The organism is Methylobacterium carpenticola, from assembly GCF_042748905.1.
GTDB classification, from domain to species: Bacteria; Pseudomonadota; Alphaproteobacteria; order Rhizobiales; family Beijerinckiaceae; genus Methylobacterium; species Methylobacterium carpenticola.
Genome location: NZ_JBHZEO010000001.1, coordinates 5,394,426 through 5,415,044, shown reverse-complemented (window position 1 = coordinate 5,415,044; position 20,619 = coordinate 5,394,426). Strand labels below are relative to the sequence as shown.

19 protein-coding genes are annotated in these 20,619 nt (G+C 70.8%); 6 read left to right on the top strand and 13 right to left on the bottom strand.

The window, feature by feature from the left end:
• The first annotated feature begins 36 nt into the window (after positions 1-36).
• Positions 37-822 (top strand): nucleoside triphosphate pyrophosphohydrolase, encoded by a 786-nt coding sequence (gene mazG, locus ACE101_RS25125; protein WP_379135535.1) that lies wholly within the window; start codon positions 37-39, stop codon positions 820-822.
• A gap of 21 nt (positions 823-843) precedes the next feature.
• Here the strand turns inward: mazG and ACE101_RS25120 are convergent, their stop codons facing one another.
• Both ACE101_RS25120 and ACE101_RS25115 read right to left on the bottom strand, forming a co-directional pair.
• Positions 844-1,278, bottom strand: coding sequence for an NfeD family protein (locus tag ACE101_RS25120; protein ID WP_379135533.1), 435 nt, complete (start codon positions 1,276-1,278; stop codon positions 844-846).
• A 5-nt stretch (positions 1,279-1,283) separates the two neighbouring features.
• On the bottom strand, positions 1,284-2,270 hold the full coding sequence (locus tag ACE101_RS25115; RefSeq protein WP_379135531.1) for an SPFH domain-containing protein: 987 nt from the start codon (positions 2,268-2,270) through the stop codon (positions 1,284-1,286).
• 229 nt (positions 2,271-2,499) lie between these two features.
• Here ACE101_RS25115 and ACE101_RS25110 point away from each other — a divergent pair, with 229 nt between their 5' ends.
• The gene (locus ACE101_RS25110; protein ID WP_379135529.1) at positions 2,500-3,483 is read left to right on the top strand and encodes a catalase family peroxidase; all 984 of its coding nucleotides are present in this window, start codon (positions 2,500-2,502) and stop codon (positions 3,481-3,483) included.
• A gap of 307 nt (positions 3,484-3,790) precedes the next feature.
• Positions 3,791-4,753: a hypothetical protein gene (locus ACE101_RS25105; RefSeq protein ID WP_379135526.1), complete on the top strand. Its 963-nt coding sequence runs from the start codon at positions 3,791-3,793 to the stop codon at positions 4,751-4,753.
• A 16-nt stretch (positions 4,754-4,769) separates the two neighbouring features.
• On the opposite strand, the gene hflX is transcribed toward ACE101_RS25105, so the two are convergent.
• The 5 genes from hflX to ACE101_RS25080 form a co-directional block, all read right to left on the bottom strand.
• Positions 4,770-6,194, bottom strand: coding sequence for a GTPase HflX (hflX, locus tag ACE101_RS25100; protein WP_379135524.1), 1,425 nt, complete (start codon positions 6,192-6,194; stop codon positions 4,770-4,772).
• A 176-nt stretch (positions 6,195-6,370) separates the two neighbouring features.
• The gene (gene hfq, locus ACE101_RS25095) at positions 6,371-6,625 is read right to left on the bottom strand and encodes an RNA chaperone Hfq (RefSeq protein WP_012335600.1); all 255 of its coding nucleotides are present in this window, start codon (positions 6,623-6,625) and stop codon (positions 6,371-6,373) included.
• A gap of 227 nt (positions 6,626-6,852) precedes the next feature.
• Positions 6,853-8,223 carry a nitrogen assimilation response regulator NtrX gene (gene ntrX / locus ACE101_RS25090; RefSeq protein ID WP_379135521.1) on the bottom strand — a complete coding sequence of 457 codons (1,371 nt, stop codon included), beginning with the start codon at positions 8,221-8,223 and terminating at the stop codon, positions 6,853-6,855.
• Between the two features lie 110 nt (positions 8,224-8,333).
• Entirely contained in the window at positions 8,334-10,589 is a 2,256-nt protein-coding gene (locus ACE101_RS25085) for a sensor histidine kinase NtrY-like (RefSeq protein ID WP_379135518.1), read from the bottom strand.
• Between the two features lie 171 nt (positions 10,590-10,760).
• Positions 10,761-11,198, bottom strand: coding sequence for a Ros/MucR family transcriptional regulator (locus ACE101_RS25080; protein WP_379135516.1), 438 nt, complete (start codon positions 11,196-11,198; stop codon positions 10,761-10,763).
• Positions 11,199-11,699: 501 nt separating this feature from the next.
• Between ACE101_RS25080 and ACE101_RS25075 the strand changes: the two genes are divergently transcribed.
• A complete protein-coding gene (locus ACE101_RS25075) occupies positions 11,700-11,942 on the top strand; it encodes a hypothetical protein (RefSeq protein WP_379135514.1) in 243 nt (80 codons plus the stop codon).
• A 292-nt stretch (positions 11,943-12,234) separates the two neighbouring features.
• Here the strand turns inward: ACE101_RS25075 and ntrC are convergent, their stop codons facing one another.
• The 3 genes from ntrC to dusB form a co-directional block, all read right to left on the bottom strand.
• Complete coding sequence (gene ntrC / locus ACE101_RS25070; RefSeq protein ID WP_379135511.1) at positions 12,235-13,695, bottom strand: nitrogen regulation protein NR(I); 1,461 nt, start codon at positions 13,693-13,695, stop codon at positions 12,235-12,237.
• A gap of 4 nt (positions 13,696-13,699) precedes the next feature.
• Positions 13,700-14,803 (bottom strand): two-component system sensor histidine kinase NtrB, encoded by a 1,104-nt coding sequence (locus ACE101_RS25065; protein ID WP_379135508.1) that lies wholly within the window; start codon positions 14,801-14,803, stop codon positions 13,700-13,702.
• An 86-nt stretch (positions 14,804-14,889) separates the two neighbouring features.
• On the bottom strand, positions 14,890-15,957 hold the full coding sequence (gene dusB / locus ACE101_RS25060; protein WP_379135505.1) for a tRNA dihydrouridine synthase DusB: 1,068 nt from the start codon (positions 15,955-15,957) through the stop codon (positions 14,890-14,892).
• 147 nt (positions 15,958-16,104) lie between these two features.
• Here dusB and ACE101_RS25055 point away from each other — a divergent pair, with 147 nt between their 5' ends.
• Both ACE101_RS25055 and ACE101_RS25050 read left to right on the top strand, forming a co-directional pair.
• Positions 16,105-17,343: a bifunctional 2-C-methyl-D-erythritol 4-phosphate cytidylyltransferase/2-C-methyl-D-erythritol 2,4-cyclodiphosphate synthase gene (locus ACE101_RS25055; protein WP_379135502.1), complete on the top strand. Its 1,239-nt coding sequence runs from the start codon at positions 16,105-16,107 to the stop codon at positions 17,341-17,343.
• A gap of 145 nt (positions 17,344-17,488) precedes the next feature.
• Positions 17,489-17,989 carry a CinA family protein gene (locus ACE101_RS25050; RefSeq protein WP_379135499.1) on the top strand — a complete coding sequence of 167 codons (501 nt, stop codon included), beginning with the start codon at positions 17,489-17,491 and terminating at the stop codon, positions 17,987-17,989.
• Between the two features lie 691 nt (positions 17,990-18,680).
• Here ACE101_RS25050 and ACE101_RS25045 read toward each other — a convergent pair.
• The 3 genes from ACE101_RS25045 to ACE101_RS25035 form a co-directional block, all read right to left on the bottom strand.
• On the bottom strand, positions 18,681-19,136 hold the full coding sequence (locus ACE101_RS25045) for a type II toxin-antitoxin system RatA family toxin (protein WP_379135497.1): 456 nt from the start codon (positions 19,134-19,136) through the stop codon (positions 18,681-18,683).
• A 3-nt stretch (positions 19,137-19,139) separates the two neighbouring features.
• Positions 19,140-20,102 carry a lipoyl synthase gene (gene lipA, locus ACE101_RS25040; protein ID WP_379135496.1) on the bottom strand — a complete coding sequence of 321 codons (963 nt, stop codon included), beginning with the start codon at positions 20,100-20,102 and terminating at the stop codon, positions 19,140-19,142.
• A gap of 143 nt (positions 20,103-20,245) precedes the next feature.
• Positions 20,246-20,533, bottom strand: coding sequence for a GlsB/YeaQ/YmgE family stress response membrane protein (locus ACE101_RS25035; protein ID WP_379135494.1), 288 nt, complete (start codon positions 20,531-20,533; stop codon positions 20,246-20,248).
• Between the last annotated feature and the right edge of the window lie 86 nt (positions 20,534-20,619).

The window sequence follows — 20,619 nt, the reverse complement described above, 5'->3', positions numbered from 1 at the left end:
CAGGGGCGGCGCGGCAATCGTCGAGCGCCCATCACAATGAGCAGCACCCCGATCGAGCGGCTCCTCGCCATCATGGCGCGCCTGCGCGACCCGGAGACCGGCTGTCCATGGGACCTCAAGCAGGATTTCTCCTCGATCGTGCCCTACACGATCGAGGAGGCCTACGAGGTCGCGGACGCGGTGGACCGCCGCGACATGGAGGATCTGCGGGACGAACTCGGCGACCTGCTGTTCCAGGTGGTGTTCCAGGCGCGGCTCGCCGAGGAGGCGGGTGCTTTCCGGTTCGACGACGTGGCGGCCGCCATCGCCGACAAGATGGTGCGCCGCCATCCCCACATCTTCGGCGAGGCCCGCGACCTCGATCCGGAGGCGGTCAAGGCGCAATGGGCGGTGATCAAGGCGCAGGAGCGGGCCCGCAAGGGCGAGCCCGCCGGGACGCTCGCGGGCGTGCCCCTGGCGCTGCCCGCCCTCACCCGGGCGGAGAAGATCTCGACCAAGGCCGCGGCGGTCGGCTTCGACTGGCCGGATGCGGCGCAGGTCGTCGCCAAGGTGCGCGAGGAGACCGAGGAGGTGGCCGATGCCCTGGCGGCCGGCGACGCGGAGGCGGTGGCCGAGGAGATCGGCGACCTGCTGTTCTCGGTGGCCAACCTCGCCCGCCACGCGCGGGTGGATCCCGAGGAGGCCCTGCGGCGGGCGAACGAGAAGTTCCGGCGCCGGTTCGAGGCGATGGAGGTCCGGGTCCGGGCGGGCGGGCGGAGCCTCCCCGAGGCCGGCCTCGCCGCCATGGAGGAGGCCTGGGCCGCGGTGAAGCGGGAGGAGTGAGGGCGGGGTCGTGAAAGCCGGTCAGGCCGCCTCGACGATCAAGGTGGCGCCGTCGAGACCGGTGACGCGCACGCGGGCGCCGGCCGGGAGGTCCGGGCCGGTGACGCGCCAGACCGAATCATCGACGCGGATGCGCCCGATCCCGCCCTCGATGGCGGCATCGAGCGCCGTGACCCGGCCGACGAGGTCCGGCCCGCGCCGGTTGAGCGCGTCGGGTCGCGCCCGGGACAGGTGGTGGCCGACGAGCAGAGTGCCTCCCGAGAGGAGCGCGAACACGAGCACCTGCGCCTGCCAGGGCGCTCCGGCGAGCCCCGTCGCGACGCCGGTGAGGAGCGCGCCGAGCCCGAGCCAGACCAGGAAGACGCCCGGCAGGACGAGTTCGCCCACCATCAGGACGAGGCCGAACAGGATCCAGCCCCAGGCCGGGCCGATCGCCGTGAGGAGATCCGCGAGCATCGGTTTCAGCTCCGCGGCGGCGGGGTCCCGGCGGCGGGCGGCCGGCCGGAGCCTTTCGCGGGCGGGGCCCCCTCCCCGAACACGCTGCGGGTGATCTCCGCGATGCCCCCGAGGGTGCCGGCGAGCGCCGCCGCCTCGATCGGCACCACGACGACGCGCTGGTTCGGCGCGGTGGCGAGCGCCCGCACCGCCTCGACGTATTTCTCGGCGACGAGGAAGTTCGCGGCCGCGAGGTCGCCGCGGGCGATCGCCTCGCTGATCAGCGTGGTCGCCCGCGCCTCGGCCTCCGCCAGGCGCTCGCGGGCCTCGGCGTCGCGGAAGGCGGCCTCGCGCCGTCCCTCGGCCTCCAGGATGACGGCGGCCTTGCGCCCGTCCGCGCGCAGCACCTCGGCCTGGCGCTGGCCCTCCGCCTCCAGCACCGAGGCGCGCTTCTCGCGCTCCGCCTTCATCTGCCGGGCCATGGCGCCGGCGAGGTCGGCGGGGGGCAGGATATCCTTGATCTCGATGCGGGTGACCTTCACGCCCCAGGGCGAGGCGGCGGCGTCCATCACCCGCAGCAGCCGCTCGTTGATCTCGTCGCGATGGGACAGGAGCTGGTCGAGGTCCATCGAGCCGACGACGGTGCGGATGTTCGTCATCGTCAGGGTCAGGAGGGCGAGTTCGAGGTTCGAGACCTCGTAGGAGGCGCGGGCCGGGTCGAGCACCTGGTAGAAGGCGACCGCGTCGATGCGCACCCCGGCATTGTCGCGGGTGAAGGCCTCCTGGCTCGGCACGTCGAGCACCTGCTCCATGACGTTCACCCGCCGCCCGATCCGCTCGACATAGGGGATGATGAGCCCGAGCCCGGCCGTGAGCGTGCGCTGGAACCGCCCGAACCGCTCCACCGTGTGGACGAAGCCCTGCGGCACGATCCGCACGCCGAGCGCGATGGTCAGCACCACGACGAGGGCGAGTCCGATGACCGCGACGTCGAACCCGGTGACCGGCCCCATGACCCGCCCCTTATGAACAGCCCCCTGCCCCGCCCGCCGCAGCTTAGGGGTTTTCCGCAGCGGAAGATACTGCGGCCGGCCAGGCTCCTTCCCGAAAGATTGAGCACAACACATCTTGCGCCGACATGGAGCGGCGGGCCATGGTCCGGCCGATCGGGCGCGCGTGAGGCGGCCGCAACCGGAGGGACTCATGGGCGAGGGATTCATAGGCAAGGGATTCACGGGCTACATGAGGATCGGATCCGCGCTGGCGGCCGGGATCGGGCTGCTGCTCGGCGCCGGCGGCCTCGCGCGGGCGCAGGACGTCTCGACGCCCGAGCAGATCGTCGACGTGATGAACACGCTCTGGGGCAAGCATCCCGGCATGCGGGCGAACCACGCCAAGGGCGTGGTGGTGCAGGGCACCTTCACGCCGAGCAAGGAGGCCGCCGCCTTGAGCAAGGCGGCGGTCTTCCGCGGGCCGGCGGTGCCGGTCACCGTGCGCTTCTCCGACGCGACCGGCCTGCCGGCGATCCCGGACGGCGACGCCAATGCCAAGCCGCACGGGATGGCGATCAAGTTCGCCCTGGCGGAGGGCGGCGAGATGGACGTGGTGGTGAACTCGCTGAAGTTCTTCCCGGTCGCCACCCCGGAGGAGTTCCGCGACCTCCTGCGCGCCGCCGCGGCGAGCGGCCCGAACGTCCCCCACCCGACGCCGGTCGAGCAGTTCGTCGCCACGCATCCGGCGGTGCCGAAGGCGGGGGCCGCCGTCGGGGCGCCGTCGAGCCTCGCGCGCGAGGTCTATAACGGCGTCAACGCCTTCGTGTTCGTGGACGCGGCCGGCAAGCGCACGCCGTTCCGCTACCGCTTCGTGCCGGTCGCGGGCACCGACTACCTCGACGCGGCCGTGGCGGCGCGGCGCGACCCGAACTTCCTGATGACCGACATCGCCGCCCGGATCGCCAGGGAGCCGGTGAGCTTCCGGGTGCTGGCGCAGATCGCCGGCGAGGGCGATTCCACCAAGGACGCGACCCAGCCCTGGCCCGAGGACAGGCGCCTCGTGGAGGTCGGCACGCTCGCGCTCACCAAGCCCGTGGCCGACAGCGCCGAGGCCGAGAAGGCTCTGCTGTTCATGCCGAACAACCTGCCGGACGGGATCGAGGTCTCCGACGATCCGCTGATCGACGCGCGGGTGCAGGCCTACGCCGTCTCCTTCAGCCGCCGCTCGCAATAGGGCGCGGGGCCTTGCTCCCGGGCCGGGGCGATGCTCCGGCCCGGCCTGCACGATCTTGACGGCCTATCCGGGCGCTACTAGAGCGGGATCCGGTCACGCTGCCGTCGGATCCCGCTCTAGATGTTTGGTTTTGCCGCATTTTCTGCGACGAACCGGCATCCACTTCGTCGGAAAACGCTCTCATCCGGACGCAGATTACAACGAATTCTGGATCGCAATGCTTTTCGCTCTTCATTTGCAAGAGAATTCGAATATTTCGATCTGGATTGCGCCGGACGACCAAAGATTGATTCCGCGGGTCCGGGTCGTGGCCGACGGGAATACGGTACTCAATCTGGAAGCCAACGTGTACTGGCACACCGTCAAGGATGTCGGCTGGCACACGACGGGCCAGTGCGGCTTCGATATCGGGGCGGTCTCGGTTCCGGGCTACGCCGCCGACAGCGACATCGACATCCGCGACTACGAAACCAACTTCCTGCTCTATCGCCGCTCGAAGCGCCTGAACGACATCGCCGCCCGTCTCGTCCATCTCGACTACCGGATCGGCCAGAACGACCCCCTCAAGGGAATCCTGATCTCGCAGTTTCAGATGGCGCATACGAACCTGCGCAACATCGACAACAACGCGTTGCGCTGCATGTTCGGCAACACCGACATCCGATCGTCGCTGGTCTATGGCGAGTTCGAGTACGAGAAGTTCATCGATGTGCTGGAGGGCGACCGGTTCGTCCGGGCGATCCTGATCGGCGATCCCTATCTCGAACTCGCGTCGCGGATCCTGTGGCTGCGCAACCGGGCCGAGCTGGCGCTCAACCCGGTCCAGGCGTGGCGGATCGAGGCCATGGCGGGGCCCTGCGCCTTCGCGACGGATCTCGATTTCGGCAATCCCGCCCTGCTGAAGCGGGCCTTCGCGGGCATCGACGACGAGAGCCGGGCCTTCCTGTCCAACCCCATCACCCGCTGCCTCGGCTACAACCCCAAGCAGGGAAAGCTCGGGCCCACGCATTGGCACAGCGCGGTGCAGAACATCTCCCGTTTCGAGGTGGTCGGCCACGCCGAATACTACGAGAGCTTCGCCGCCACGCTGTTCGACCGGCTCGGCATCGACAAGCCGCTGCCGGAGCGGCGGGCGGAGCCGCGGGAGGCGGTCGATCTCGCCGATCTGCTGCGGCGCATGAAGGAGGTGGACCCGCTCATCGAGATGGATCTCGAACTCAACGAGCGGGTGCTCTCGGTGATCCGCAAGCACTGGAGCCCCGGGACCTGATCCCGGAAGCCCCCCCTCAGCGCCGGGGGGCGTCGCCCGTCCGCAGCCGCCGCGCGGTGCCGAAGCGGTTGAGGAAGCGCGGCTCCTTCTCGGGCGCGAGGCGGACCACGAGGTGGAGCTGGCCCTCCGCATCCTCCCGGCGGTCGAGCACCTCGGCATTCTCGTAGAGCCAGTGCAGGCCCGCGCCCTCGGCGGGGTCGAGCATCAGGGCGAAGCTCGTCCGGCTCTCGGCGATCCGGGCCTCGATGCGCGCGAGCAGGCGGTCGGTCCCCTCGCCCGTCAGGGCCGAGATCAGCACGGGCTTGGTGCCGGATTGCCGGCTGAGGTTGAGCAGGCGCTCGCGCTCGGGGGTGTCGAGAAGGTCGGCCTTGTTCCAGACCTCGATGATCCGGTCCCCCTCCGGGGCGATGCCGAGTTCGGCCAGCACCGCCTGCACGTCCTCGCCCTGCGCCTGGGTGTCCTCGTGCGCCATGTCGCGCACGTGCAGCAGGATGTCGGCCTCGATCACGTCCTCCAGCGTCGCCCGGAAGGCGGCGATCAGCATGGTCGGCAGGTCGGAGATGAAGCCGACCGTGTCGGACAGGATCGCGGTCTCGCCGTGCGGCAGCTTGATCGCCCGGGCGGTCGGGTCGAGGGTCGCGAACAGCATGTCCTCCGCCCGCACCTCGGCCGCGGTGAGGCGGTTGAACAGGGTGGACTTGCCCGCATTGGTGTAGCCGACCAGGGCCACGACCGGATACGGCACCCGGCGCCGGCTCTGACGGTGCAGGCCGCGGGTGCGGGTGACGGTTTCGAGCTCGCGCTCGATCCGGGTCATCCGCTCCTGGATCATGCGCCGGTCGGCCTCGATCTGGGTCTCGCCGGGGCCGCCGAGGAAGCCGAAGCCGCCGCGCTGGCGCTCCAGGTGGGTCCAGGAGCGCACGAGGCGGCTGCGCTGGTAGGCGAGATGCGCGTGCTCGACCTGCAGGGTGCCCTCGCGGGTGGAGGCGCGCCGCCCGAAGATCTCCAGGATCAGCCCGGTCCGGTCGATGACCTTGACGCTCCAGGCCTTCTCGAGGTTGCGCTGCTGCACCGGCGAGAGGGCGCAGTCCATCACCACGAGGCGCACGGATTCAGCGGCGATCCGCCCGGCGATCTCCTCGACGCGGCCCTTGCCGAGATAGGTCGAGGGCCGGATCGCCTGAACGGCGAGCATCAGGCGGTCGACCACGTCGAGATCAATGGCGGCGGCGAGGCCCACCGCCTCGTCGAGGCGCGCCGCCAGCGGCCGCCCGGCGCCCGGACGCGCCCCGTCGGGATTGCGGCGAACCTGATAGGGGCCGATCACGAGGGTGCGGGTCTCGGCGGCGATCGTGCCTTCCGGCTCCGCCATCTGCTGCAGCCGGATCTCGCCCGGCAGCCGGTCGTCACGTCGGGCGTCGCCCGGGATCCGTGGTTCCATCAAAACCGGTTCTCACGCGCATCGTTGAGACGTCCGGGGCACCGGACCGCCATCGCCGCGGCGGTCGCGTCCGGAGCCTCGGCCCGAACCGCGCCGCGACGGCGATCGATGACAGATTGGAAGCGTCCCGGCCGCAATCAAGCGGCCGGGTCTCCGATGGGCGGGGCGCGCGGCCCTCAGCCCTTCTCGGCCCCCTCCTCCCCCTGCTCGAAGAGCTGCACCGGATGTCCGGGCATGATCGTCGAAATCGCGTGCTTATAGACCAGCTGGGAATGTCCATCCCGCCGCAGAAGCACGCAGAAATTATCGAACCAAGTCACTACGCCCTGCAGCTTGACGCCGTTGACCAGGAAGATCGTGAGAGGAATCTTGTTCTTGCGGACGTGGTTGAGAAAAGTGTCCTGCAGATTTTGCGCGCGCTCGCCCGCCATTCTTCTTATCCTTGTGAACCCGCTGCCGGCCCCGGATGACGGGTCGCTCCGTTGATTTTTGCGGGCCGCGCCGCGCGCGACCCCGGACCTGCTGCACCCTATTACACGGTGAAGGTCGGTCTTGCGCAAGAGGTATCCGGCGCAGGCGTGGCATCCGGCCACGCCGCAGCAAGTCCTAGCAGGCTCGTGCCCCGCCCGCATTCCCAAATGCAGGCGGGGTGCGATCCTCAGGCGCCGATGCCGAGCGACTTGAGCTTGCGGTGCAGGGCGGAGCGCTCCATGCCGATGAACTCGGCGGTGCGCGAGATGTTGCCGGAGAAGCGGGCGATCTGCGCGATGAGGTACTCGCGCTCGAAGATCTCCCGCGCCTCCCGGAGCGCGAGGCTCATCAGCTTCTCGCCTCCCGCCCCGCTCGGCGTGGTGGGGACGAGGGCGCCGACCTCGGTCGGCAGCATCTCGGTCGTCACCTCGGTCTCGGGATCCCCCTGCGTCAGGATCATCAGGCGCTCGACGTTGTTGCGCAGCTGCCGGACGTTGCCGGGCCAGTCGTGCGACTGCAGCACCGCCATGGCGTCGGAGGCGATCCGGCGCTGGGGCAGGCCGGTCGCGGTCGAGATCTGCTCCATGAAGAAGCCGATCAGCTCAGGCACGTCCTCGCGGCGCTCGGCCAGGGGCGGCACCCGGATCGGCACCACGCTGAGACGGTGGAAGAGGTCCTCCCGGAAGCGCCCGCCCGCGATCTCCTCGGCGAGGTCGCGCGAGGAGGAGGAGATGATGCGCACGTCGACATGCACCCGGGTGGTGCCGCCGACCCGCTGGAAGTTCTGGTCGACGAGGACCCGCAGGATGCGGTTCTGGGTCTCGCGGGGCATGTCCGCGACCTCGTCGATGTAGAGGGTGCCCCCATGGGCCTCCTCCAGCGCGCCGACCCGGCGGGGGCGCCCGTCCGCGGCCTCGACCCCGAACAGCTCCGCCTCCATGGTCTCGGGCGTTATCGTGGCGGCGTTGATCACCACGAAGGGCCCGTTCGCGCGGGTGGAGGCGGCGTGGAGGGTGCGGGCCGAGAGTTCCTTGCCGGAGCCCGGGGCGCCCGAGATCATCACCCGGGCGTTGGTGGGCGCCACCCGCTCGATGGTCTGGCGCAGCTGGTTGATGGCGACCGAGCCGCCGACGATGCGGCTCGCCTGTCCCGAGCGGGCCTTGAGGTCGCGCACCTCGCGCTTCAGGCGCGAGGCTTCGAGGGCCCGCTCGGCCACCAGGATCAGCCGGTCGGCCTTGAACGGCTTCTCGATGAAGTCGTAGGCGCCCGCCTTGATGGCCGAGACCGCGGTCTCGATGTTGCCGTGGCCCGAGATCATCACCACGGGCAGGTCCGGGGCCTGCGCCTTGACGACGTCGAGCACCTGCAGCCCGTCGAGGCGGGAGCCCTGGAGCCAGATGTCGAGGAAGACGAGGTGCGGACGGCGCTGCTCGATCGCGGCGAGCGCCTCGTCGGACGACCCGGCCGTGCGGGTGCGGTGGCCCTCGTCGTCGAGGATGCCCGCCACGAGGTCGCGGATGTCGGCCTCGTCATCGACGATCAGGATGTCGGCGCTCATCGCTCACGGCCTCCCCGCGCTGCGGGTGTCCTGCCCTGCGGCCGCACCCTGGTTGTCTGATCTCATCGGCTTGTCCGGGGCCTGCGCCACCGGGCGGAGCGGGAGCGGCCTCACGCGGCCCCCTCCCGGGGACGGCCCGGGCCGTCGCCCGGCTCGTCGCGCCGGACCTCGCGCAGCAGGCGCATGCGGACCTGCCCGCCCCGCCCCGCCGGGTTGTCGTTGAGTTCGATGCCGCCGCCGTGCTCTTCCAAGACCTTGCTCACGATCGCCAGCCCGAGGCCGGTGCCCCCTTCGCGGGTCGTCATATAGGGTTCGAGCAGCCGCTGGCGCCCTTCGGCGGGAAATCCTTTGCCGGTGTCGGTGATCTCGATCACGACGCTCTCCCCCTCCTCCACCAGCCGCACCGTGATGCGGCCGCGCCCGCGCTCCGCCTCGGGCACCGCCTGCACCGCCTCGACGGCGTTCTTGAGGATGTTGGTGACCGCCTGCGCCAGCAGGCGGGTGTCGAAGGCGGCGCTGACCCGGGCGCCCTCCCCCTCCATCGCGAAGTCGATGTCGGGATGCGCCACCCGCATCATGAACAGGTTCTGCTTCACGGTCTCGGTCAGGTCGTTCCGGGCGATCGCCGGCTTGGGCATCCGCGCGAACGACGAGAACTCGTCGACCATCCGCTTGATGTCGTCGACCTGGCGCACGATCGTGGCGGTGCACTGCTCGAACACGTCCTTGTCGGTGGTGATGACCTTGCCGTACTTGCGCCGGATGCGCTCGGCCGAGAGCTGGATCGGGGTCAGCGGGTTCTTGATCTCGTGGGCGATGCGCCGGGCGACGTCGGCCCAGGCGGAGGTGCGCTGCGCGGTGACGAGATCGGTGATGTCGTCGAGGGTGACGACGTAGCCGCGGTCGTCCCCCTGCGCCTGCTCGCTCGTCACCCGCACGTCGATGGTGCGTTCGCGGCCGTTGCGGGTGATCTGGATCTGCTGCTGCATCGGGCGCAGGCGCGCCTCCCCCTTCTCGCCGAACACCTCGGCGAGTTCGGGCACCGCGAGGCGCAGGGGCGTGCCGACGAGGTCCTGGGGCTTGCGCCCGAGCATGCGCTCGGTGGAGGGGTTGGCGATGGTGATGACGCCGTTCGCGTCGATCCCGAGCACGCCGGCCGGGACTCCCGCCAGCACCGCCTCGGTGAAGCGGCGGCGGCGGTCGATCTGGTCGCGGGCCTCGACCAAGCCGTCATGCTGGCGGCGCAGCTCCTGGGTCATCTTGTTGAAGCTCTCGCCCAGGTGCTGGAGGTCGCCCTCCGTCTTGCGGAAGGGCACCTGCGCGTAGAAGTTGCCGGAGGCGACCTGATCGGCGGCGTTGATCAGGCGCCGGATCGGCGCGACGAACCGGTTGGCGAAGTTGAGCCCGAACCAGACCGCCGACAGGAGCGCGATCAGGGCGATCAGCGCGAACATGCTGGCGAAGGCGATCTGCACGCTGCGCCGGCCGGCATCGATGGTGAGGAACTCCGCCGCCGCCGCCCGCGACACGCCCGGGAACTCCACGGCGAGGCGCGTCACCTCCCGCTCGATCAGCAGGAAGGAATCGCCGTAGGCCGGCAGCTTCATGAGCGCGCCGAACACCCGGCCCTCCCGGGGGAGCAGGCAGGTCGGGTCGGCGGACTTCGCCGCCTCCTCGAAATCCGCCGCGGAGGGCAGCGGCGGGTTCTTGAGCACGTCGATATTGGCCCGCGCCACGGTCTCGTCGGCCGAGCGCATGATGCGGGCGATCGGCAGCCCGAGGGAACTCGCCCGCGCGGTGAGGAAGTTCTCGAACCACGCCCGCTCCACCTCGAAGGCGGGCCGGGCCCGGGTGAGGTCGTCCGACAGGATCCGCGCCTCGCGGGCGAGGCTCTGGCACTGGTTGGTGAGATAGGCGTCGGCGACGTCGACCGACATCAGCACGACGTTGCGCATCCGGTCGGAGAACCAGGGGGAGAGCCCCCGCTCCAGGGTGATGGAGGCCACGACCGCGAGCAGGATCGTCGGCAGGGTGGCGATGAGGCTGAACAGGCCGACGATGCGGGTGTGCAGCCGCGCCACCCGGGCATTGGCCCGCCGCGCCCGCAGGAAGACCCGGGCCTCCCAGACGATCACCACCACGAGGCCGATCACCAGGGCCACGTTGCCGAGCAGCAGGGTGACGACGACGTTGTGGGTCGGCGCGATCGCGGTGGCGCCGACGAGGATCAGGAAGGTGGCGAGCGCCAGCGCGAGCGCCACGCCGACGACGAGGGCCCCGAACAGGCCGGGCCCCCGCGGGGCAGCCTCCGGCGGGGAGCCGGAGGCTTGAGCCCCGGGAGGGTGAACGCGGCGCGACAGCAACATGCGTGATGCAAGGCCACTACAGTGTGGCGAAATTAATACGGGACCGCGGCCGGTATGGCACGCGGTCCCGTGAGACGGACCGGAATCGGAGGAACGGTGGGGATCCGGCCCGGGCTCGTCGGGCCTGCGGGCCGCTTCAGGGCACCGTCCTGCGCCGGGTGCCTGCCCGCGTCAGGCCGCCTGATTCGTGCGGGCGCGGCGCGCGATGGGCTTCTGGCCGAGGCCGATGCTCTTGGCGAGTTCGGACCGCTGGGCGGCATAGTTCGCCGCGACCATGGGATAGTCCGGCGGAAGGCCCCACTTGGTGCGGTACTGCTCGGGCGTCAGGCCGCGTCCCGCGAGGTGACGCTTGAGCGTGCGGTAGCGCCGGCCGTCCTCCAGACTGATGAGATAATCCGGGGTGATGGTCTTCCTGATCGGCACCGGGGGGCTCAGCTTCTCCGGCTGGGGCGCCGCCGGGGCGCCGAGATGGGCCACCGTCTCGTGCACGCTGCGGATCAGGCCGGCGAGCTCACCCACGGGCACCGAATTGTTCGACACGTAGGCCGACACGATGTCGGACACGAGTTCAATGGTCAGGGGGGCGTCGGTCTGATTCTCGGAATTCATCGTCATCCTCGCGGAACTGCGTACCCCATCCAATGGGTCGGATGTTACGCGAGATGCGGTCAACTTCAAGGTCCTGCAGAACAGAAACGATCGGGATATGCTTGCGGACGGTTCAGTTTCGTAACGTCAATCGGCTCGAACCGACCTGCCGGACCAATGCGGCCGGCGCATAATGCCAAGCTCCGGCGCGCCGGCCGGAGCGAGGCCCGGCGGGCGGGGAAACGATCGCATCCTCAATCACTTGCCCGATCGTATGGCATAAGCCGTATGGGCTATGCCGTTTCGCCATACGGATTAGACCTGACGGCGGGGTGTGACTGGCCCGCCGCAGGCCGGCGAAGAATCTGAAAAGTCGAAATGTCGCCGGACTTTGCAGGGGATTTCGGTCTAGGGTGAGGTCTGCGGTTACCTGCGGAGCGTGCATGGCGGAATCAGCCGGGCCAACCGGCGGTCTTCCTGGCTCCGCGGAGAAAGCGGTCGTGGTTGGGGGACGTTTCAAAGATGACGAAGCGAAAGGATCGCTCGCAGGTCGGTGGTGAGAAGAAGAGCCGGACTCGCAAGACGCCGAAGGCTCTGCCGTCGACGTGGCGCGCACGCCGTCGCGTGCTGACGGCCGGCGAGATTTCGGACGAGTATCACGGCCATCCGGGCGCTTCGGCCAACGACAACATGAAGTTGTATTCCCGAAAGCGGCTCTACTGCGTGACCGCTTCGCCCGAGGAGGCGGCGCTGCCCTGCGCCTGAAGCATGGCTGTGGGCGGCGCGGCCGGACCGCGCCTGCCCGATCGCGCTGCGACGAAATGTCCTCGGCACCCGAAGGACCGCACGGTCTCGACGGGCGCGGCTCAAGGACTGCGATCCCGGCCTCCGGGCGCCGGAGATCGGATCATCGCCCGGGACGCTCTCCATGGCTGAAAGCGTTGCGCGGCCCGCAATCACCGGGAGCGGGCGCCGGAACTCTCCCCGGCCGCCGTCTCGAGACGCTTCCGGAACCAGTTGAGGCTCGGACGCGTCCCATGGCACGGCCCGATGGGCTTCAGCGCGGCGTGCGGAAGACCTGAAGGTCGAGGTCGCGCACCTTCTTGCGCAGGGTGTTCCGGTTCACGCCGAGCAGCTCCGCCGCGCGGATCTGGTTGCCGCGGGTCGCCGCGAGCGCCGCGCCGATGAGTGGTCCCTCGATCTCCCGCAGCACCCGGTGATAGAGGCCGGGCGGCGGCAGCGTGTCCCGGAAGCCCGAGAAGTAATCGGCGAGGTGCCGCTCCACCGCCGCCGAGAGCCCCTCCCCCTCGGCCGCGCCCTTGCGGGCCGCGCCGTTGCCCTGGGCGGGGGCGGCGAGCGGCAGCGTGTCGAGTTCCGCCTCGATCACCGGCCCGGTGATCGTCTCCTGCGGGTAGAGCGCCGCGAGGCGCCGCACGAGGTTCTCGAGCTCGCGCACGTTGCCGGGCCAGCGGTAGCGCTTGAGGCGCTCCATGGCGTCGGCGTCGAGCTGCTTGCGGCTCAGACCCTCGCGCTCGACCAGGGTGAAGAAGTGGCGCACGAGGTCCGGCACGTCCTCGGTGCGCTCGCGCAGGGCCGGCAGGCGCAGCGGCACCACGTTGAGGCGGAAGAACAAGTCCTCGCGGAAGATGCCCTGCTGGATCGAGACCCGCAGATCCTTGTTGGTCGCCGCGATGATGCGCACGTTGGTCTTGATCGGCACCCGCCCGCCGACCGTGGTGTACTCGCCCTGCTGCAGCACCCGCAGGAGCCGGGTCTGGGCCTCCATCGGCATGTCGCCGATCTCGTCGAGGAACAGGGTGCCGCCCTCGGCCTGCTCGAAGCGCCCGGCCGAGCGGGCGGTGGCGCCCGTGAAGGCACCCTTCTCGTGGCCGAACAGCTCGGATTCGATGAGGTCGCGCGGGATCGCCGCCATGTTGACGGGCACGAAGGGTCCGGAGCGGCGGCGGCCGTAATCGTGCAGCGCGCGGGCGACCAGCTCCTTGCCGGTGCCGGACTCGCCCGTGATCATCACCGTGAGGTCGGTGGGCATCAGCCGCGCCAGGGAGCGGTAGATCTCCTGCATGGCGGGCGAGCGCCCGACGAGGGGAATGTCCTCGTTCTCGGGCGCGGCGCCCGGCGCCGCGTTGCCCCGCGGCCGCGACAGGGCGCGCCCGACGATGGCGGTGAGTTCCTTCAGGTCGAAGGGCTTGGGGAGATACTCGTAGGCGCCGCGCTCCGAGGCCCGGATCGCCGTCATGAAGGTGTTCTGCGCGCTCATGACGATGATCGGCAGGTCCGGCCGTACCCGCTTGATGCGCGGCAGCAGGTCGAAGGCGTTCTCGTCGGGCATCACCACGTCGGTGATGACGAGATCGCCGTCGCCCTGCGCCACCCAGCGCCAGAGGGTGGCGGCGTTGCCCGTCGAGCGCACCTCGTAGCCGGCGCGCGAGAGCGCCTGGTTGAGGACGGTGCGGATGGCGGCGTCGTCGTCCGCGACGATGATGTGTCCGTTCGGCATGGGGCTACTCGACATCCGGGGCCGATTCGCGCCCGTCGCGGGCGTGGGACATCGGCAGGAGAACGCGGAAGGTGGTGCGGCGGGGGGCGGGGTCGCACTCGACGATGCCGCCGTGGTCGCCGACGATCTTGGCGACGAGGGCGAGGCCGAGGCCCGACCCCTGAGCCTTGGTGGTGACGAAGGGATCGAACAGGTCGGGCAGGAGGTCGGCGCTGACGCCCGGGCCGTTGTCGCGCACTGCCACCTCGATCGGCAGGCTCACCCGCTCGCGCGAGCCCGGCACCTGCAGGCGCAGGCCGGTGCGGAAGGCGGTCGAGAGGGTGATCTCCCCGTCGACCGCGTCCGCGCCGATCGCCTCGGCGGCGTTCTTCACGAGGTTGAGGATCACCTGGATGAGCTGGTCGCGGTTGCCGAGCACCGGCGGCAGCGAGGGATCGTAGTTCTCGACGAAGCGGATGTGACGGGCGAAGCCCGACTGGGCCGAGCGCTTCACCTGGTCGAGCACGCCGTGGACGTTCACCGGCCCGCGCTCCACCGGCCGCTCGTCCCCGAACAGCTCCATGCGCTCGACGAGGCGCACGATGCGGTCGGATTCGTCGCAGATCAGGCGGGTGAGCAGGCGGTCGTCCTCGCTGCCGGATTGTTCGAGGAGCTGCGCGGCGCCCCGGATGCCGGCGAGCGGGTTCTTGATCTCGTGGGCCAGCATGGCGCCGAGCGCCACCATCGAGCGGGCCGCCTGCCGGTGGGTGAGCTGGCGGTTCATCTTGTCGGCGATGGTGCGCTCCTGGAGCATCAGCACCACCATGTCGTCGTCGAGATAGGTCGCGAAGACGTCGACGCTGCGCTCGATGCCCGAGCGCGGCGAGCCCAGCTCCACCCGGTACTCGCTCACGCTGGAGTGCCGCCGCCGCACCTCGTTCACGAGGGCGATGATCGGCGAGGAGAACGGGATGATGTCGCGCAGACGCTGGCGCTGCATCAGCCGGCGCGAATGGTCGAAGAAGTGCTCCGCGGCCATGTTGACCTGGAGGATGCGCTCGTCCGGCCCGATCGTGAGCACGGGCAGGGGCAGCGCGTTGATGATCGCGTCGTTCGTGGGGGCGTTCATCGCCGGGCGCCTCCCGGCAGCGACGCGGGGAGAGCCGCGCGCGGGCTCGTCGGGGAGCGTGGCCGAATCATCGGCGAGACCCTTTCTCATGCCGCCTGCTTCGCAGCCGGTGCCGCCCGACCTGCGGCCGAAGCCGTCGAACCGGCGAAGGCCCGGTGAAGCAGCTGCCGCGCCTCGGCCGGGTCGGTGGTGGTGACGAGCCGGGCCCGCTCGGGGGCCGGGAGGCCCCCGGCATGGTCCGCATAGGCGGCGAGATGCTTGCGGGCGTGGCGCACGCCCATCGCCACGCCGTAGAGCGCGAGCAGGCCTTCGTAATGCTCCGCCGCGAGGTCCGCCCGCTCGGCCCCCGACAGGACGGGCGCTTCCCGGCCCTGCAAGCCGGCCGCCACCGCGCCCACGAGCCAGGGCCGCCCGACCGCCGCCCGCCCGATCATCACGGCGGCGGCGCCGGACGCGGCGAGGCAGGCCCGCGCCGTCTCCAGGCCGTCGACGTCGCCATTCGCCACCACGGGGATCGCCACCGCCTCGACCACCGCGCGGATCGCCGCCCAATCGGCCCGGCCGGTGTAGAATTGCTGCCGGGTGCGGCCGTGCACCGTGACGGCGGACAGGCCGAGATCCTCGGCCCGCCGGGCCAGTTCCGGGGCGTTGAGGGCGGCATGGTCCCAGCCGAGCCGCATCTTGACGGTGACCGGCACCGAGACCGCCCCGCGCACCGCCGCGAGCAGACGCGCCGCGTGGTCGAGGTCGCGCATCAGCGCCGAGCCCGCCTCGCCGCCCGTCACCTTCTTGGCCGGGCAGCCCATGTTCACGTCGATCACGTCGGCGCCGTTGGCCTCGGCGAGGCGGGCCCCCTCCGCCATCCAGCGCGGGTCGCAGCCGGCGAGCTGCACGATGTGCGGCAGCACCCCCTCGCCCTCCGCCCGCAGCCGCGCCTCCTCGGTGCCGCGGGCGAGATCCTCGGCCGCCACCATCTCGGAGACGACCGCGGTGGCGCCGAGCCGGCGGGCGATCCGGCGCAGATGCAGGTCGGTGACGCCCGACAGCGGCGCCAGCAGGGCGCCCGGCAGACGCCCGCCCGCCCTCGATCCGGATGGCAGCGCTGTCACCCTGCTCTCGTCCCCCGACGCGCTCAAATAATGATCACTCGTCATTCTGCACAACAAATAGCCAAAACCGGGCCGCGCGCAAGCGGAGATGCCGCGGTGCGCCCCGATTTGATTTTGCGTCGCACCCCGCCTAGGAAGCGGGCTTCCTCGGGAAACCGGTTTCCCGCCCGAAGCCTGTGAAAGATCCGGTCCATGTCCGAGACTGCCGCGGTGGTCGTCGCTGCTGGCCGCGGCATCCGCGTCGGCGGCGGCACCCCCAAACAATATCGCCGCGTCGGTGGCAAGGCGGTGCTGACCCGGACGCTGGAGGCGCTGGCGCGCCATCCCGGGCTCGCCCGGATCCAGGTGGTGATCGCTCCCGACGCGGCGGCCTTCTACGGCGAGTGCCTCGGCGACCTCGCCCCCGGCCACGCCGCCAAGCTCCTGCCCCCGGTGGAGGGCGGCGCCACCCGGCAGCTCTCGGTGCGGGCGGGCCTGGAGGCCCTCGCCGGGGCCGGGGCTCCGTCCCTGGTCCTCGTCCACGACGCCGCCCGCCCCTTCGTGGACGCGGCGCTGATCGACCGGGCCGTCGCGGCGGCCCGCGCCCACCGGGCCGCGGTGCCCGGCATCCCGGTCACCGACACGATCAAGCGGATCGACCCGCAGGGCCTCGTCGTCGAGACCCCGCCCCGGGAGGCCCTGCGCGCCGTGCAGACGCCCCAGGCCTTCGCCTTCGCGCCGCTGCTCGATGCCCATCGGAGCGCCGCCGCGCAGGGGCTCGACGGCTTCACGGATGACGGGGCGCTCGCCGAATGGGCAGGGCTCCCCGTCGCTTTGTTCGAGGGCGACGTCCGCAACCGCAAGATCACCCAGGCCGCCGATCTCGACGAGGCGGACCGTGCCTTCGGCGGCGCGGCCGCCTCCGACGATGCCGCGGCGCCGGCCAGCCTCGCCTCAGGAGCTTCCATGACCCTCGTCACCCGTCTCGGCACCGGCTTCGACGTGCATGCCTTCACCGAGGGCGACCATGTCTGGCTCGGGGGCGTGCGCATTCCGGCCGATCGCGGCGTGCTCGCCCATTCGGATGGCGACGTGGTGCTGCACGCGCTCACCGACGCGATCCTCGGCGCCCTGGCGGACGGCGACATCGGCGTGCATTTCCCGCCGAGCGATCCCCGCTGGCGCGGCGCCTCCTCGGACCAGTTCCTGGCCGACGCGGTCGCCCGCGTGGCGGCCCGCGGCGGCGTGATCGACCATCTCGACGTGACGGTCCTGTGCGAGCAGCCCCGCATCGGCCCGCACCGGGAGGCGATCCGCGCCCGCATCGCCGAGGTCGCGGGCGTCCCGGTGAGCGCCGTCTCCATCAAGGCGACGACGACCGAGAAGCTCGGCTTCGTCGGCCGCGCCGAGGGCCTCGCCGCCCAGGCCGCCGCGACGATCCGCCTGCCGTAGGGTCCGACGGGGCGCCGTGGCGCCTGCCATGCGCTGGACGAAGCCCCCGGGCGAGGTCGCGGGTCCTTGTCTTGTCGGCGGTCCCGGCGGAGAACCTGTCGCGACTTGCCAACATCACAACTTGCCGACATCACAAGGAGGCCCGATGATCGCGGACACCGCCCTCATCGCCCGCGCGGGCGTGCTGATCGCCGCCTATCGCGAGCGCCATCGCCGCATCGTCACGGCCGAATCCTGCACCGGCGGCCTGCTCGCGGCGCTGCTCACGGAGGTGGCAGGCTCCTCCGCCGTGGTGGAGCGGGGCTTCGTCACCTACTCGAACGAGGCCAAGGCCGAGATCCTGGGCGTCGAGTTCGGCCTGATCTCCGAGCACGGCGCGGTGAGCGAGCCCGTGGCCCGCGCCATGGCGGAGGGCGCGCTCGCCCATTCGCGGGCCGACGTGGCGCTCGCCATCACGGGCATCGCCGGCCCCTCGGGGGCGACGGCGACGAAGCCCCTGGGCCTCGTGCATTTCGGCCTCGTCACCTCCGGGCGCACCCGGCGCCACCTGGAGCGCCGCTACGGCGATCTCGGCCGGGCCGAGGTGCGCCGCAAGGCGGTGGAGGATGCGCTCGGGCTGCTGGAGGCGGCACTGACCGAGGTGTGATACGGTTTCCGGAAGATCACTTTCGGAAACCGTATCACGAGCCCGCGCGGCGCCTGAGCGAGGCCGGTTTCCGCATCGCGAAGCGATCATCCGGAAACCGTATGAGGCGGCTGCCGGGGAGCCCACCTCCGGCGCGCGACCTTTCCCTTGCTCCCGGACACGAGAGACCTGGACCACCGCGGAACGCTGCGGCGGAGATCCGAGGCCGGCGCAGATTCGCGCGGCCGTCGAGGCCGGTGAATATGCTTCCACCAGCGAGGTCGTGCGTGAGCCGTGCGGCTCTGGTCGGGACGACGGCAGTTGCGGGAGCACGAATTGGCGCAGCTGCGGCAGGCGTGGGATGCCAGGAAGGCGAGCGGCCCGCAGGGTGCGGTCGATCTCGCCGACCGATCGGCCTGACGAATCCGGCTGCCGCCGAGCGGATCGACGAGCGCACGCGGCAAGTCGCCGAGCAGCCGCGCATGGATCCGCGCCGGCCGGACATCCGGGCGAGCGCGCATCCTGGTCGAGGCGCCCTGTCCGATCCCTCTACGAAACCGCCCGGATACGGATCTGGGCCCGGTGAGCCGGGTCGAGACCGTCGCCATCGTCGATGGCCGCCGGGACTTGGCTGGCGAGCCGCTCTGAGCGCGGAACGCTCACGTGCCCCCGACGCGGGCGTAGCGTTCGCAGGCGCGGCTTGGGCCCGGCCTCACGCGCGGGCGTAGATCCGGTCCGCCCGGCTCTCGAACGCGTCCGTGAACTTGCGGAAGGCGTGGTCGAACATCTTGCCCATGAGGAGCCCGAGGGCGAGACTCTTGAACTCGTAGGTGATGTAGAACTCCACCGCGCAACCGCCGTTCGGCGCCTCGCGGAAGGTCCAGCGGTTCTCCAGATGCCGGAACGGGCCGTTGATGTACTCGGCCACGATGCGCCGGTTCGGCCGGTCGAGCTGCACCCGGGTGGTGAAGCGCTCCGAGATCGCCTTGTAGCCGACGCTCATCTCGGCGACCAGGACCTCCGTCTCCTCCGGGCCCGGCTGGCGGCGCAGCACGCGCAGGCCCTCGCAGAGCGGCAGGAACTCGGGGTAGCGCTCGACATCGGCGACGAGGTCGAACATGTCGTCCGGGCTGTGCCGGACGGTGCGCGTGGTGCGGAAGCTCGGCATCGATCAGGCGGTCGCGAGCCGGTCGAGCCGGGCTTGGCGGAGCCGGGCGAAATCCGATCCCGCATGGTGGGAGGAGCGCGTCAGCGGCGTCGCCGACACGAGGAGGAAGCCCTTGGCATAGGCCGTGGTCTCGTAGGCGCGGAACTCGTCCGGCGGCACGAAGCGCTTGACCGGATGGTGCTTCTTCGTCGGCTGCAGGTACTGGCCGATGGTGATGAAGTCGACGTCGGCCGAGCGCAGGTCGTCCATGAGCTGCAGCACCTCGTTCCGCTCCTCGCCGAGGCCCACCATGATGCCGGACTTGGTGAACATGGTGGGGTCGAGTTCCTTCACCCGCTGCAGGAGCCGCATCGAGTGGAAGTAGCGGGCGCCCGGCCGCACCGTGAGGTAGCGGGAGGGCACGGTTTCGAGGTTGTGGTTGAACACGTCGGGCTTGGCCGCGACCACCACCTCCAGCGCCCCGTCCTTGCGCAGGAAGTCGGGGGTGAGCACCTCCACCGTCGTGCCGGGGCTGGCCGCCCGGATGGCGCCGATCACCGCCGCGAAATGGCCTGCGCCCCCGTCCTTGAGGTCGTCGCGGTCCACGGAGGTGATCACCACGTGGGAGAGGCCGAGCCGGGCCACCGCGTCGGCGACGCGGGCGGGCTCCTCGCCGTCGAGGGCCTGAGGCAGGCCGGTGCGCACGTTGCAGAAGGCGCAGGCCCGCGTGCAGGTGTCCCCCATGATCATGAAGGTGGCGTGCTTCTTCTCCCAGCACTCGCCGATATTGGGGCAGCCCGCCTCCTCGCAGACCGTGACGAGCCCGTGCTCGCGCACGATGCGGTTGGTCTCGGCCCAGCCGGGGGAGCCCGGCGCCTTGACGCGGATCCAGTCGGGCTTGCGCTGGATCGGCTGATCGGGCCGGTGCGCCTTCTCCGGGTGGCGCGGACGCGCATCGTTGGCGAGGAGATCGAGGACGACGGCCATGGGTGATCCGGACGCGGCGCCCGCCCCATGGGACGCCGAGGCCCTGACTTAAGGGCTTGCCGACGATTGGGCAAATGGGGCGTGACGGGCTGCCGCGCCGTCAGCCGGGCGCGGGTAGCGGCGCCCCGCGCCCGGAGGCCGGGTCAGTAGCTCCGCTGCCCGCGCACCGCCCGGACGATGGTGATCACGATCACGGCCCCGATCGTGGCCGAGATCAGGTTGCGCCAGAACCCGAAGATCGGGATGTGGAACTGCGCCGCCAGGAAGTTGCCGACCACGCCGCCGATGATGCCCAGCACGATGTTGGCGAACAGGCCCATGTTCGCCGAGGTGAACTGCTCCGCGAGCCAGCCCGCGATCGCCCCGATGATGATGGCCATGACGAGCCCGACGCCCGGTTGACCGAGCGCTCCGTAGACGTGACCGTCCATATGATCCTCTCCGCCCTGGTTGATCGATCCGCTGCCGCAGGGATCCGGCTCCGGCGGGCGCCGTTCCGGCCGGAACGGTCCCGTCC